The sequence below is a fragment of the Dictyobacter formicarum genome, assembly GCF_016587435.1.
Map to the genome: position 1 here is coordinate 130,744 of NZ_BNJJ01000018.1, position 15,071 is coordinate 145,814.

Annotated in this window: 12 protein-coding genes; 11 read left to right on the plus strand and 1 reads right to left on the minus strand. The window is 49.7% G+C overall.

Annotated elements, in window-relative coordinates; genetic code table 11:
- Positions 1-497 precede the first annotated feature (497 nt).
- Positions 498-3,530, plus strand: a complete 3,033-nt coding sequence (locus JMI88_RS27775) for a helix-turn-helix transcriptional regulator (protein ID WP_201365205.1) — start codon at positions 498-500, stop codon at positions 3,528-3,530.
- Positions 3,531-3,534: 4 nt separating this feature from the next.
- Here JMI88_RS27775 and JMI88_RS27780 read toward each other — a convergent pair whose 3' ends face one another.
- Complete coding sequence (locus JMI88_RS27780) at positions 3,535-5,013, minus strand: serine/threonine protein kinase (RefSeq protein WP_201365206.1); 1,479 nt, start codon at positions 5,011-5,013, stop codon at positions 3,535-3,537.
- 708 nt (positions 5,014-5,721) lie between these two features.
- On the opposite strand from JMI88_RS27780, the gene JMI88_RS27785 reads away from it, so the two are divergent.
- The 10 genes from JMI88_RS27785 (at position 5,722) to JMI88_RS27830 (ending at position 14,719) form a co-directional block, all read left to right on the plus strand.
- Entirely contained in the window at positions 5,722-6,192 is a 471-nt protein-coding gene (locus JMI88_RS27785) for a hypothetical protein (RefSeq protein WP_201365207.1), read from the plus strand.
- Between the two features lie 20 nt (positions 6,193-6,212).
- Positions 6,213-6,668, plus strand: coding sequence for a response regulator transcription factor (locus JMI88_RS27790; protein ID WP_201365208.1), 456 nt, complete (start codon positions 6,213-6,215; stop codon positions 6,666-6,668).
- 164 nt (positions 6,669-6,832) lie between these two features.
- A complete protein-coding gene (locus JMI88_RS27795; protein ID WP_201365209.1) occupies positions 6,833-7,855 on the plus strand; it encodes a carbon-nitrogen hydrolase family protein in 1,023 nt (340 codons plus the stop codon).
- A gap of 141 nt (positions 7,856-7,996) precedes the next feature.
- Positions 7,997-8,224: a hypothetical protein gene (locus JMI88_RS27800; protein WP_201365210.1), complete on the plus strand. Its 228-nt coding sequence runs from the start codon at positions 7,997-7,999 to the stop codon at positions 8,222-8,224.
- Positions 8,225-8,321: 97 nt separating this feature from the next.
- On the plus strand, positions 8,322-8,750 hold the full coding sequence (locus JMI88_RS27805) for an Hsp70 family protein (RefSeq protein WP_201365211.1): 429 nt from the start codon (positions 8,322-8,324) through the stop codon (positions 8,748-8,750).
- Positions 8,751-8,830: 80 nt separating this feature from the next.
- Positions 8,831-9,214 (plus strand): hypothetical protein, encoded by a 384-nt coding sequence (locus tag JMI88_RS27810; protein ID WP_201365212.1) that lies wholly within the window; start codon positions 8,831-8,833, stop codon positions 9,212-9,214.
- Positions 9,215-9,379: 165 nt separating this feature from the next.
- A complete protein-coding gene (locus tag JMI88_RS27815) occupies positions 9,380-11,014 on the plus strand; it encodes a protein kinase domain-containing protein (RefSeq protein WP_201365213.1) in 1,635 nt (544 codons plus the stop codon).
- A gap of 53 nt (positions 11,015-11,067) precedes the next feature.
- A complete protein-coding gene (locus JMI88_RS27820) occupies positions 11,068-12,534 on the plus strand; it encodes a protein kinase domain-containing protein (RefSeq protein ID WP_201365214.1) in 1,467 nt (488 codons plus the stop codon).
- A 113-nt stretch (positions 12,535-12,647) separates the two neighbouring features.
- Positions 12,648-14,468 (plus strand): serine/threonine protein kinase, encoded by a 1,821-nt coding sequence (locus JMI88_RS27825; protein ID WP_201365215.1) that lies wholly within the window; start codon positions 12,648-12,650, stop codon positions 14,466-14,468.
- Between the two features lie 59 nt (positions 14,469-14,527).
- Positions 14,528-14,719, plus strand: a complete 192-nt coding sequence (locus tag JMI88_RS27830) for a hypothetical protein (RefSeq protein ID WP_201365216.1) — start codon at positions 14,528-14,530, stop codon at positions 14,717-14,719.
- Positions 14,720-15,071 lie beyond the last annotated feature (352 nt).

The window sequence follows — 15,071 nt, forward strand, 5'->3', positions numbered from 1 at the left end:
AACGAATGCCTCTTCCCCCAACTGACTTGTTTTTGAAAGCAAGCGAGGACAAAGCCCGAAAATGGTCAAAAGCCAATTTTGTGTCAAATTACACATTACAAGAATAGCCCACTAAAAAATAGTATTTAAAGCGTTCTCTAACTGGAATGTGCATCTCGTTGTGTAACTCGTGGGTATATAAGCGTTTAAGGGCCATCCTTGAGCACAAGAACCCTTTTTTCTCCTTGGGACTTTGAAATCGCCACGATAGCCGGCAATGGGAGATTAAACTACAAACAAAGTTATGGTATAATTTTTTTTGTATAGCGGGATAGAGAAGCAATCCCTGATCGAAGAACGGCGTATCGTGCCCTTCCTTTTCAGTAGGTACTTCCATAAGAGCTTCATTTGCATAAGCTTTGTGGGAATGTGCGACTCCTTTAGTGTTCTCTGTTGTTATCAGTGTTACGAGGTGTGGTATTGAGAAGCGGTATTTTGCAAGAGAGAAGTAAATGCGTATGGGACTACCACTTCATACACCTATCTCCTGCCCTATCCTCATTGGTCGCCACCAGCAACTCGAAGCTCTTATTCATCTTATCAAGCAAGCGTGTAGTGGCCAAGGTCAGACAGTACTTCTCGCGGGCGAGGCCGGAATTGGCAAATCACGGCTCGTTACCGAAGTTATTGCCAGGCTTCCGCTATTGCAGCAGCAATCAGAATACTCTGCTGTGACGATTGTGAAAGGGCGCTGTTTTGAACCAGATCATGCCTATCCCTATGCACCTGTATTGGATGCATTGGAGAGCGTGTTCGCTTCCCACTCTCCGGAGGCGCTTGCGACGTGTGTGGGACCAGCCTGCCCCGAGCTGATACAACTCTATCCTGCCTTCTCTTCCCTCTGGCCGGCATGTACGTCTGCTCCGGCGCTTGATGCAGACCAGGAGAAACGTCGTCTCTTTCAGGCACTTACCCATTTCTTGATGCGTCTGTCTGCTGGCAAGCCCCTGATCCTCTTCATCGAAGACATTCATTGGAGTGATGAGACGAGCCTGGAGTTTTTGCTCTACCTGGCCCATCGTCTCACATCCCGCCCTTTTCTCCTCCTTCTCACCTATCGAAATGAGGAAGTCCGTCCGGAATTGACGCGTTTTCTTGCTCAATTGGACCGCTCTCGTCTTGCGATAGAGGTGCCATTGACGCGCCTGAGCATTGCTGATGTGGGGATGATGATTCGGGAGATCTTCGCACTTCCCCATCCGGCTCATACTGACTTTCTCAACATGATCTTTGCATTGACGGATGGCAATCCTTTTTTTATCGAAGAGGTTTTGAAATCCCTCGAGATGGACGGTGACGTCTTTTATGCGGATGGTCGATGGAAGCGCAAGCCCCTGAACGCGTTACATATTCCCAGAAGCGTGCAGATTGCCGTTCAGCGGCGTCTTGATCATGTGACTCCTGCTGCCAGAGAACTGCTTGCTGTTGCTGCCGTGATCGGACAACGTTTTTCCTTTCCCTTGTTGCAGCAACTAACCCGGCAAGATGAACGTAAGATGCTTGATCTCATCAAAGAGCTGATCAAAGCACAACTCATTGTTGAAGAATCAGAGGATGTCTTTCTGTTCCGCCATGCCCTGACACGACAAGCCATGTATAACGACTTGCTCGCACGAGAACGTAAAGCCCACCATCTTGCCATTGCACAAACCCTTGTGGCCATATCTCCTGATGTTCCTGACACCCTTCTTGCTGACCTTGCGTACCACTTCTACATGGCGGGTGAGTGGGCCAGTGTGCTGGAGTATGCGCCGCGAGCCGGCATGCAGGCGCAACAGCTCTACTCATTGCGGGCCGCCTGCGAGCATTTTACGCACGCCCTGGAAGCAGCTCATCACCTGGCTGTCCCTCCCCCCCTCAGTGTCTACCGTGCCCGGGCACAGGCATACGGTATGCTCAGTGAATTCGAACTAGCAAGCCATGATTACGAGCAGGCGCTAACAGCCGCACGAGCCCTCAACGATCGTACAATGGAATGGCATTGCCTCAACTCGCAAGGGGTCCTCTGGACTGGACACCACTATCTACGGGCTGGTGACTTCTTCCAGCAGGCCTTAGAACTGGCCCGCGTGATGGATGACCCTTCCATCCTGGGGCAGAGTCTGAACCGATTAGGCAATTGGCATATGAATATGGAAGAACTGCCGGAAGCATTGCGCTACCATCAAGCAGCCCTGACCATTTTTCAAGAGAGGAATGATGTCCAGCGCCTGGCTGAAACATGGGACCTGCTGGGTCTCACACAGCTTGTGAGCGGTCATCTGCAAGAAGGTGCACACGCGTGTGAGCAGGCTATTGTACTTTTCCGCCAGAGTGGCAATCAGCCAGGGCTGATTTCCTGTTTAGCAACACGGGGGATGAGTGGAGCCAGTTATCTCTTGTATCCTCCTCTTTTCTCCTCAGCACATAGGTCTGAGCTTCTCCGTTGTGGAGAGGAAGCGCTCATGATTGCGCGTATGATCGGCTGGAGGATTGCTGAAATCAATGCCCTGGTGTACCTCGGATTGAGTCTGGGACCGCTGGGCGAATTTGAGCGTGCGCTGGAGCTGGCTCGGACAGGACTGGCTCTCGCGGTTGAAATGGAACATCATGTCTGGGTTGCCTTCGCGCACTTGCTGCTGGGTGCGCTCTTCCTCGATTGCCTGGCCTTGCGTGAGGCACAACATCATCTGGAACATGCATTGACACTGGGGAAGGAGATTGGGGCCTCACTTCTACTCGATGTCGTCGCCGGTTTTCTGGCCTCAACGTATATCGCGCAGCAATCCCTGTCCCAGGCTGCAACACTCCTTGATACTCTTTGTGGCCCCAACCTGCCGAGGCATACGCAGATGCAACGCCTCATCTGGTGTGCGCGAGCGGAGCTAGCGCTGGCGCGCCATGAACCGGCCGAGGCGCTTGCCATCATCGAAGACACGATTGCCTCTACCGCGTCTGAAGGACATGAACCTGGAATTTCTCCACGCCTCTGGCACGTGCGAGCCGAGGCGCTGGCCGCACTTGGGCGTGTGGAGGAGGCCCAGGCGATGTTAGAAGCAGCGCTGGAAGCTGCACATACGCAATGCCTCCGGCCACTCTATTGGCGCATCAGTATCTCGTATGGCACCATTTTGCGGGCGCAAGGCTGGAGAAAACAGGCTGCTCAGGCATTTGCCGAGGCACACCGGACCATTGAGGAACTGGCTATGAACATCTCGGATGCCGCACAGCGAGAGCATTTCCTGAGGCAGGCCAGGACACAGCTTCCCCCCTTGCCGACTCCATCCCCACGGCAGCTTGCAAAACAGACATATGGAGGACTGACCGCACGTGAGCGTCAGGTTGCCGCCTTGATTGCCCAGGGCACATCCAATCATGATCTCGCCAACCGCTTAAGCCTGAGTGAACGGACTGTCGAGAAGCATATCGAACGCATCCTGCTAAAGCTGAACTTTACGTCGCGCACCCAGATCGCCGTATGGGCCAGTGAAAAAGGCCTGCTGGACAACTGACTGCTTATTTTCTTAGCCAGCTAAGTAGAAGAAGAAGTCCACCGATTACCACGAAAAATATGCCAGTAGCAATTTGCATAGGGTCATTGGCAAAGACTAATCCAGTCGCAAGTATTAACATACCAACCAGTTCAACAATACCTCCGATCCATTTTCCCACAACAGCAGGCACCCACTTGTAATACAGGTACAATCCGAGAAGTGTTATCGGCGTGCCAATTACAAAGCCAGTGGATGGATTCCCATAATAATAACCTTTCGCATTAAGTATAATTATTTGTATACCACCGGAAAGAAAACTTATGCATCCTAAAGCGATCACGAAAATGCTCAGAATTGTACCCAGCACACGGAGAAAGGTATTACCAGACTTCTTCTGGGCGGATGGTAGTGAGGGTGATGAGGGTGCATATTGTGTTGGCGTGAGTGTTGATTGTGGATAGTAGGTTTGTACTGTAGAACCGGGGCCAGCCACTCTCTCTGGATTGTCTTCCACTCTTCTCTCGTTTGCTTTGGCAGTTTGAGATGCGATAGGTGCAGAATAATCAATACGCAGCAATTCGGTTTTCACTTCCAGCATATTAGCGGGTCGCTTGTTTATATCCGAATCCAGCATTCTCATAATCAATGACTCAAGGCCTACGGGCAATGACACACCAAGCGAACTAACGGTTGGAAATTGAAACGGTGTAATTGAGGGATCACGGCCAGTAAGCAACTGGTGTAAGGTCACACCTAAGCTGTAGATATCAGAGCGTGGCGTCGTCTGAGCCTTCCCAAATTGTTCTGGTGGTGCATAGCCAGCTGTCCCATAGTTGGCCGTATCTTTTACCTTACCCGGATTGAAGTGACGAGCAATGCCAAAATCAATCAGATAGATGGCTCCTCTGCTCGTACGTATAATGTTCGAAGGTTTGAGGTCACGGAAAATGATAGGAGGCTGCTGAGTATGTAAATAATCGAGAACACTGCACAACTCGCTACCAATCTTTATAACTTCGGAGACAGGAAATTTTCCACTGCTTGTTTTCTCCAGCGCATGCTCTAAGGATGCGCCCTCAATAAAACTCATCACCAAATACCAGCGCCCTGCTTCAGAAAAGTGATCATAGATACTTGGCAAATTGGGATGATGTAATTTCGCCAGCATCAATGCCTCTTGTTTAAACATTTCTGCAGCATCAGTGACCTCGTTCGGATAGAGCGAAACCATGCCCATTTCTTTAATAGCAACCAGGCGATTGCCTAGTAAGGTATCTTCGGCTTTGTAAACAGCACCCATTCCGCCTTGAGCAATCGACAAGAGAATCTGGTAGCGTCCATTGAGGTATTGCCCTTGAGCAAGTCGGCCTGTTGCACCTATAGGTGCAACACTTATGGATGAGGTGCCTCGATCAAGTGCTTTGCCACAACTAAAGCAAAAAGAGGCTTGTGAACGGTTAGCAGCTCCGCAGGTAGAGCAATATATAGTCGTGTCTGGCATCCCATGTCTCTCCTTTTAACTTTGTAAGAAGTTGTGTAAACACCGATTATCGTTATCAGCGACAGACATTACATGAGCGCATTGTTTCATCTTTTATCTTCAGCAATTTCTTGCCAAATATTCAAACTGATATATGACACATCCATGAACTATTAATAGGGTAGAATATGAATATCTCGTTTCGCATCGGGGAAAATACGACACATTTGTGGAGAGAGTACGTATATTTATTGTGAATGGTACGTAGAAAGTGAATAGACCGTTGAAAACCATATCGAATTCCAGTGGCTCATAAAGATGCTGCTCTACTGTGGCTAATTCGCATTACGCGTACCTCATAGATTGAGCATCGAACCCCTTCACCGTAGGGTAAAAGAGGCCAGGTCTTGATTTATCAAGAGTTCCCATCTCTCCTCAGAACCAGGACGTGCGCGATTTCCAGGCATCCGGCTCTCCAAGAGTCGCTACGGTTCATTTCTCAGTGAGGGATATATGCCAGCCTCGAAAGTTTAAGGTTGTCATATGTCCCCTGATGGATCTTTGCATGCCAAGATATGCAGACTGGGACCTGCTTCCGATTGATTGCCCTGAGTATGCGGTTGAAGCCGGTTGCTTTCCGCTTGTGAGAAAGCTTCCGAATGTGTTGAACGTGGTACATGACGATTTGTTCTGCACTTTCTCCGTATATACAGCATGGTTTTCCTAGCTTTGACCGGTTCTCATGTGTATCAGAGCCTGAATCGGTTGGGCAACTGGCATATGAATATGAAAGAACTTCTGGAATCGATAGGCTATCATCAAGCGGCACTGGCCCTTTTTCAAGAGAGGAACGATGCACAGGGCCTGGCCGAAACGTGGGACCTGCTGGGGGTCACTCAGTTTATGAACGGTCATGTGCAAGAAAGGGCATACGCATGTGAGCAGGCTATCACGCTTTTCCGCCAGCATAGCAACCAGCAGGGACTGATTTCTTGCCTGGCGATGCGAGGGATGAGTGGCGCCAGTTATCTCTTGTTCCCTGCGCTTTCATCGTCAGCCTCTGGAGACGAGGCCATCAGTGCTGGAGAGGAAGCGCTCATGATTGCGCATAAGATCGGCTGGCAGATTGGTGAAGCCAATGCATTGGTCTACCTTGGATTGAGCCTGGGGCCACGAGGCGAACTTCGTCGTCTCAGGTAGCACTGGCTCTCGCTGTTGACATGGAACATCATGTCTGGATTGTCCTTGCACATCTGCTGCTGGGGGCGCTCTTCCTCGATTGTCTGGCGCTGACCAGGACACAACATCATTTGGAACACGCATTGGCGCTAGGGAAGGAGATCGGGGCCTCACTCCTCCTCAGTGTCGTCGTCGGTTTTCTGGCCTTGACGTATATTGTACAACATGCTCTGGACCAGGCCGCAACGCTGCTTGAGACGGTTTGCGGTGCTACTTTTTCACTACAAACACAGATTCAGCGTCTCGTGGGGTGTGTGCGAGTGGCTGCCCTGATTGCCCAGGGCACATCCAATCATGACCTCGCGTCCATCTTGAGCCTGAGTGAGCGGACGATCGAGAAGCATGCCGAACATCTCCTGCTGAAGCTCAATTTCACCTCACATGCAGAGATTGCTGTGTGGGCCGTCGAAAAAGGGCTGGTGGATAAGCATGCATGATTTTTCTACGTACTGCCCACAATAAATATACGTACTCCTCCCTCTAATTAGTCGTGTTTTTCCCGATGCGAAACAGAGCGTTGATCCCTTATACTTTTCACAGAGCCGCAAGGGTATCAACAGCAATAACGGTACCAGACTGGCTTGCAAGAGAGAAAGCTGAGATGAAGTCTATGTCACACGTGCATAACACTCCCTTCACGGTTGCCGTGGCTCAGGTTGCACCTGTCTATCTGGATTGTGCCGCGACAGTGGAGAAAGCCTGCGAATGCATCGTTGATGCCGGTCAAGCTGGTGCCCGTCTGATCATTTTTCCTGAATCCTTCATCTGCGGTTATCCTGTCTGGGTCTGGAATATTCCACCCGGTGAGCAGTCTCTTCTGAGTGAGTTGTATGTGACGTTTCGTGCGAATGCAGTACGTATCCCTGGAGAAGTGACCGACCGACTCTGTCGTATGGCTCAGCGTGCACGCATAAATGTGGTCATGGGGTTGACTGAGTGTGCCACTGAAGTTGGTGGAGTCTGTTGTTACAATGCGCAACTCTACATTAACGCGCAGGGGCAAATCGTTGGCAAGCACCGCTCGTTGGTGCTCAATGGAGCAGAGCGATTGGTATGGACCGCAGGTAATGGCAGCACTTTGCAGGTCTACAAAATGCCTATGGGTATCATCGGAGGGTTGATTGGTGGAGAGAATTACCTTCCGCTGGCCCGTCACTCGCTTTACGCCTGGGGAACACAATTCTATGTTGCCACCTCATGGGAGCATGGGGAGATCTGGCATGCCACACTTCGTCATATTGCACGAGAAGGACAAGTCTTTATCCTTGGTTGCAATGCAGTCCTACCAGCGGTAACTCTTTCCGGGAGTGCGCCACTTACGCAATTCTCTCTTTGCGATAAGGGGGGATGGCTTCATCCGGGTGGGAGTGTGATTATCAATCCCGAAGGGGAGATCATTGCCGGGCCATTGTTGGAGCAAGAGGCCATTCTGTATGCGGAGATTGACGTGCGCAAGATGCACCGATCAAAGTGGATGCTCGATGTCACTGGACAAGATGCCCGTCCGGACATTTTCCAACTGACTGTTCATTGCGATACACATCCACTGATACAGATAAAAGATAGACAGAGTGCGGCCGAAGAGAAACTGAAGAAACAATCAGAATACATGTCTGACATTTGAAAAGCAATGCGTATGTTCTCCAGGTAAGAAACCCTCTAATTGGTAAAGAAAAGTTGTAAGAGGCATCCACCATGCGATTGCATCGGCTAATTGATCCCCTCTTAAAAAAATTGCGCAATGCATGTGCGAAAGAAGAGAAAAATGTCGTTCAAAAACGTTCTTATAGCTGCGATTATAGCTGCTATCTTAACCGCGATTGATTTTGCCCTGATACGTGCAGGAATCGCGGCTGTTATTGGGAGTGTGATTAGTATAGGAATACTCCGAGTGGTTCAGAAGCAACTCCACGCCGAATGGTACGAGATGTTTCTTGGCGTTTTACTCGGCGCGATTCTTGCATTTGCCTTAGTCATCAGTATGTTGCACTAAATTGAAGTGGAAAAATCTACGTCAAACGGTACCTCTCAAAAAGAGCCATACAAGCAAATCCCCCTTTCTGAAAGAGAGATGGAAGGAGAAATCCACCATGCGCTTAGGCATCGACTTCGGTACTTGTTTTTCTAGTGCCGCTTTTCTCGAGGGTGATATTCTTACCCTGATCAAAGATCCTGCCTCGCTGGTTTTTTCTATTCCCTCTAGCGTTTTTGTTACATTCCAGGGACAAATCCTTTCCGGAAAAGCTGCCAATAACCAGCGATTACGTGACCCGCTCTGTTATCGACGCGAGATCAGACGTGATCTGGGTAATACTCATCCTTTGCTATTAGGAGGAAAGGCCTGGTTGCCAGAACAATTAGTGATGCATGTCTTGCGCAAGACCAAGCATGATGCCGATGCTTTCATGATCAGTTCTGGACATCCTACCTTCACAGGAGCAGTTATCACTATTCCTGCCACTTATCAGCAACATAAACATGGCCTGATGTGTCAAGCAGCAATCAAGGATAAATTTTAGAGAAAGAGATTATCTTGTTAGAAGAGATAATAGTTGCTGTTTTGTACTATACCCGCTTGAACCAGATGAGGGAAGGGGATATGCTGTTGGTTTATGACCTGAGTGGAGGTACGTTCGATACTGCTTTGATGCAGAAGACAAACGATGGGTTTAAATATTTAGCAACGCCAGTGGCAGGATACAACGATAGTACTGGCCCTGGTGTGTATGGGAAAAGCACGAGTGGCGCGGCTGGGTACTTTGATGGCAATGTCGTTGTGACTGGCGATATCACCCTGACCAACGCCGACTTTGCAGAGGATTTCGAGATTACTTGTTTGGAGGAGGTTGAACCGGGAACCGTTATGGTGCTCAATCAGGAGGGAGTGTTAGAGCCAAGCCGGCAAGCTTACGATAAGCGGGTAGCAGGAGTGATTTCTGGTGCAGGCTTCTATACTATCGAGAGCATATATCGGCGGCAATAGTTTAGCAGCAACTTTTGATGGGGCTATCTACAGCGATGGTCATATTGCGGGCACCTGGCAGGTCTAGGGTAATCCCGATCATGGTCAATGGTATGCAACCCCTCCTAATTAATTCAGTGTTAAGACTATTTGTTCAGCATACAAAGACGCGCAAAGGAGACTAACATGGCTGAGACAACTATTTACTGCTCTACATGTGGAGCTGCCAATCGTTCACAAGCCACCTTCTGTTTCAGTTGTGGAAAACCAATCGACCACGGAACTGGTCCCATAAGCAAGACGCAGATCCCTGTTAGCGGGACTGTAGCTCCATCCCGCGCCACAACATCTCCTGGCGCGGGCAGCACAGGCGTACTTACGCGAGGACAACGTCTCAGAGAGCGCTACCATATTCTCTCGCTGATTGGTCGCGGAGGTATGGGAGCCGTCTATAAGGCGGAAGATAGCGCGCTGGGGCAGCGCCTGGTGGCGATAAAAGAGATGAGTATGGGGGCCATATACCCGCAAGAAGTGACTGAAGCGGCGGAGAATTTCAAACAAGAAGCGTTGATGCTGGCAAAGCTGCAGCATGCCAATCTGCCCAGCATTTATGATCATTTTTCGGAAAACGGGCGCTGGTATCTGGTAATGAGCTATATCGAAGGGGAGTCGTTAGAGCACGAGCTGGAGAAATCGCCCTCTGGCAAATTAGCTATGCATGATGTCTTGCAGATTGGAATTGAATTGTGCAATGTCCTGGACTATCTGCATAGCCACCAGCCACCGATCATTTTCCGTGATTTGAAGCCCTCGAATATCATGCGCACCACGCAGGGAGCCATCTACCTGATCGATTTTGGCATTGCGCGCCATTTCAAGCCGGGACAGGCCAGGGATACCGCAAATTATGGCACGGCTGGTTATGCTCCGCCTGAACAATTTGGCAAAGCCCAGACAACGCCGCGCTCCGATATCTATAGTCTGGGTGTCACACTGCACCAGTTGCTCTCTGGACGCGATCCTTCGCTCACGCCGTTTAAATTCCCTTCCCTGCAATCATTGGGGATCACAGTCCCGGTCGAACTGGAGAACCTGTTAACCCGTATGCTCTCCAGCGACGTTGACTTCCGTCCCGCCAGTATGCTGGAAGTGAAACGCGCCTTGCAAAAGATTGGTACATCTCCCTCCTCTACAGGAACGCGCGAACAAAGCCCGAAACATATTCCTACAGTCTCGGCGGCTTCGCTTGCTCCTACTCGCTACGCGCCACCCACTCCGCAACAGGCATCACCTACAATCCATAGCGGGCTACCGCAAAAATCGCATAGCTCATCGAAACTCTTATTAATGGTTGGAGGCATTGTCCTTATAGGAATTATCATTATTAGCTTGGTTGTCAACTCTCATTTACCAGCCAAAACAAGCAGCTACTCAGGATCAAACAATACTATAGATACAACCCCTACATCTATTTATCCTCAATTACAAAAAGCCTATGCTGGCTATGAAACGGATTCTATGATTCCAAATGACCGTTCTCCCTGGGCACTTTCTGGGATTAAAGAAGATGCTTCAGGCAATTTTACAGGACAGCAAATTGGCCTTGGGGTTAACAGCCTGGGCTATCCAGTGCATGGGTATGTCACAACAGATAACAGAATAATTTTCTCAGAGAATGCAAGCGACTCAGAGAATGTAAGCGGCTATAGTTTAACAGCAACTTTTGATGGGGTTATCTACAGCGATGGTCATATTGCGGGCACCTGGCAGGTCCAGGGTAATCCCGATCATGGTCAATGGTATGCAACCCCTCCTAATTAATTCAGTGTTAAGACTATTTGTTTAGCATACAAAGACGCGCAAAGGAGACTAACATGGCTGAGATAACTATTTACTGCTCTACATGTGGAGCTGCCAATCGTTCGCAAGCCACCTTCTGTTTCAGTTGTGGAAAAGCCCTTGCTCAAGGTGTGTCCTCGGCCAGTGCAGTTCTGGTGGGAGGCACCGGCCGAATGGCTCCAGGGCACCTTCTTCATGGACGCTATCGTATTCTCTCCTTACTCGATCAAGGAGGCATGGGAGCGGTTTATAAAGCAGAAGATACCGCGCTGGGGAATCGCCTGGTCGCGCTCAAGGAAATGAGTATGGCCTCCCTCTATCCTCAGGAAGTTACCGAAGCGGCGGAAATGTTCAAGCAAGAAGCCTTGATGCTGGCGAAGTTACATCATCCCCATCTGCCGAGCATCTATGAGCATTTTTCCGAAGCCGGACGCTGGTATCTGGTGATGAGTTTTATTGAGGGTGAATCACTTGAACAGGTTCTGGAGAAGCGGAGCGGGAAAAAATTACCCGTTCCAGAGGTTGTGAACATTGGCAATGAACTGTGTGGGGTTCTCGATTATCTTCACACGCAACGCCCCCCAATCATTTTTCGCGATCTGAAACCATCAAACATTATGAAGACAAAGCGGGGAGATATCTACTTGATTGATTTTGGGATAGCTCGCCATTTTACAGCGGGAAAAGCCAGGGATACCACCAATTATGGTTCTCCCGGTTACGCCTCGCCCGAACAATTTAGCAAGCAAACGACGACTCGTTCTGATATTTATAGCCTAGGTGCAACGCTTCACCGCCTGTTGTCTGGTTATGACCCTTCCGATTCCCCCTTTCGCTTGCCTTCGCTTCATTCATTGGGCGTGACCGTCCCCAGTGAATTGGAGGAACTCATTGTATCAATGCTTGATATGGACCCCGATCGTCGGCCTGCCAGCATGACCGAAGTGAAACAGCGCCTCCAACGTATGGCCAACCCGGCTCTTGCTCAATCGACGCTTCCGCCAGCACGCGAGAGAAAGCCAGCAGAGAACCCGGAACTGGCCGCGCGCTCGTCATCCAGTGCACCAACGCAATACGCTGCGCGTCAACAGCATATTCCTCCAACCCAGTACGCGCCACCTTCCTCGGCTCTCATGCCTTCGTCTCATCCAAAACTATCGCATGGGAAAGTGATATTACTCACCCTGGGAACGATTTTGGGCTTTCTTTTCTTATCTTTTGTAATAGTCGGTGTCATAGTAACACGTCTTGACGCGAGTTCTCTTACACCGATAGTCGTAATAGGCGTACCAGAATTTATTCTTGGCATGTTCCTGATTCGTAAATGCACGCCAAAATTGCTTGGAAAATGGTTTGGTGGTCTTGGTGGATTAGTTGGCCTATTACTTTTTATTGTAGGGCTGATTCAGCATCTCGATGTGGAAACAATCGCTGGTGGAATAGTTTTTCTCGTGAGTATTCTGGTTTTCCTTTTGACGTTCTATCGCAAAAAGTATCCCTGAGATGCTTTTCTTTTGCATGTGTTAATCATGAGTCGTGTCATGTTGTCATCAATAAGCTCGACTGGAAAGCTTATTCATCATCTCATTTCCAAGAGAGAAAAGGGGAACCGTGTATGATGCCTTCGACCCTCATCTGTAACAACTGCGGAGCAGCCAATCAAGCCCAGGCGGTCTACTGCCGCTCCTGTGGCCAGTCATTGCAGGCGGCTAAACCAACCCTCTACCATTCCACCACAGGGAAACTACTGGCCAATGTGACGCTCAAACAGCGCTACCGCATTCTCGCTCCTCTGGGCAAAGGGGGCATGGGAGCGGTCTATCGCGCAGAGGATACCCAGCTCGGCAATCGACAGGTCGCCCTGAAAGAGATGAGCCAGAGTGGCCTCTCTCCTCAAGAGCAGAAAGAAGCAGCCGACGCTTTCAGACAAGAAGCACTGATGCTCGCGCGCTTGCAACATCCCAACCTGCCCAATATTTTTGATCATTTTGAGGAAAACGGGCACTGGTATCTGGTGATGAGCTTTATTGAAGGCGAGACGCTTGAAGACTATTTCGAAGACTGTTTCAGCTATGCTCCAGGTGGAAGGCTTCCACTGGACGAAGTACTCCACATTGGCATGCAGTTATGTACCGTACTGGAGTATTTGCACAATCAGCAGCCTGCTATTATCTTTCGCGATCTCAAACCAGCCAATATTATGCGTACGTCAGATGGACATATCTATCTGATTGACTTTGGGATTGCACGCCACTTCAAGCCCGGACAGGCCAAAGATACTGCGTACTATGGCTCCATGGGCTACGCGCCGCCAGAGCAATATGGTAAAGCGCAGACCACCCCGCGTTCTGATATCTATAGCCTGGGCGTGACGCTGTATCAACTAGCGTCGGGACATGATCCCTCGTCATCGCCGTTTCGCTTCCCTTCGCTGCCATCACTGGTGCCGACTGCACCTGCTGGTCTGACCACGTTGCTCACCCAGATGCTGGAACTGGACGAAGATAAACGGCCTGCAAGTATGCTGCTCGTCAAACAGGAGTTACAGGCGCTCGCCGCTCCTGCTGCGCCAAACCAGAAGCCGTCAACGCCCGCTCCCAGTTCGGCCTCTGTCGCTCCGACGCAACTGGCAAAATCCAATCCTGGCCCATCAATTGTTACTCCGACACAGCTGGCAACCCCACGTGTTCCTGCGGCCTCTGCACAATCAGTAGCGAAATCGGTCGCCGACGCCTCGCATCAGCCTTTTCATACAAACCGGCAACGCTCATCAAATAACAAAACAATAATCGCAACTCTGAGCATAATCGCTGCTATTCTGCTTGCCTTTTCTCTACTTGCTACACATCCGTGGACTACTACAGCGGCTTCAACGAACACACCACAATCTATTACTGATCCCACTCCTGCGTCAACCGATACTCTCACCACTGCGTCAACGGATACTCCCATCCCTGCGCCAACGGATACTCCCATCCCTGCACCAACGGATACTCCCATCCCTGCGCCAACGGATACTCCCATCCCTGCACCAACGGATACTCCCACCCCAGCACCTGTACCGAGTGCCGTATGGAATGTTATTCTTAATAGTGCAACTGAATCATTGCGATATGGAAACTACTATGTTACAAACCCGAACGCTACCCATTTCATAGTAGTTAACATGTCGTTTGCAAACTACTCCTCACAACCACAGATAGTCAACAGCAATTTACTTTACCTGCGAGATAGCGCTGGTCGACATTACTACGAGGATCAGGCGTCTAATCCCTGGCAGTATTACCAGGTGCCTCCGGGACAGTCTATACCGACGAGTACGGCCTACGTTGTACCAGATTCAATGTGTAATTACACATTGACATTTCTTGACCCTTCCGGCCGGACCGCTACCTGGACTATTCAATCCAGCGCTACTTTTTGCACTGCTGGCTAAACAGGCAGTTACTCTCGGTAGAAGGCAAATGCATGCTATGTTAATTTAGGAGAGAGCGTATGTCGTTAGCAGGGCAGCAGATCGGGCCATATCGCTTGCTCAAGCTGATCAAACATGGTAATAAAAGTGAGGCTTATCAAGCCGAGGACACCAGTCAGTCGCAACCAGTCGTTATAACGGTCATCTCGCTTGACGCGATGTTTCTTTTGAGAGCAATAAAGTTCCGATTGTCTGCGAAAAACGGAGCTTAACCCTTTTCTTGCTTCTCTTGACCAACAGAAGGGCAAATTTCAGGGGAAATTGGCTCATCCCAAAGTCAGTGATTTGGAGAAGGTATTTTTGATAGACGAATCGATCTCCACATCACTGAAAAGATGAGATGAAGCGGCCTGCCTGCTTTCTATGATATAGAAGAAGTTTTTTTTTAACCCTATTCAGTGGTTTTTATGTAATTGCGGTCTTTTCTTGCAGGTTTGGTGGACATCTGGTTGCCTACCGAGTTGTCTAAGCCGCCTGCTACCGGTCGAGAATCAACAAGCCGTCTTTCCACGTGTATGCACGTGAGCATTTTGACGGCGATGGAGGTTTTAAATGAATTCGACC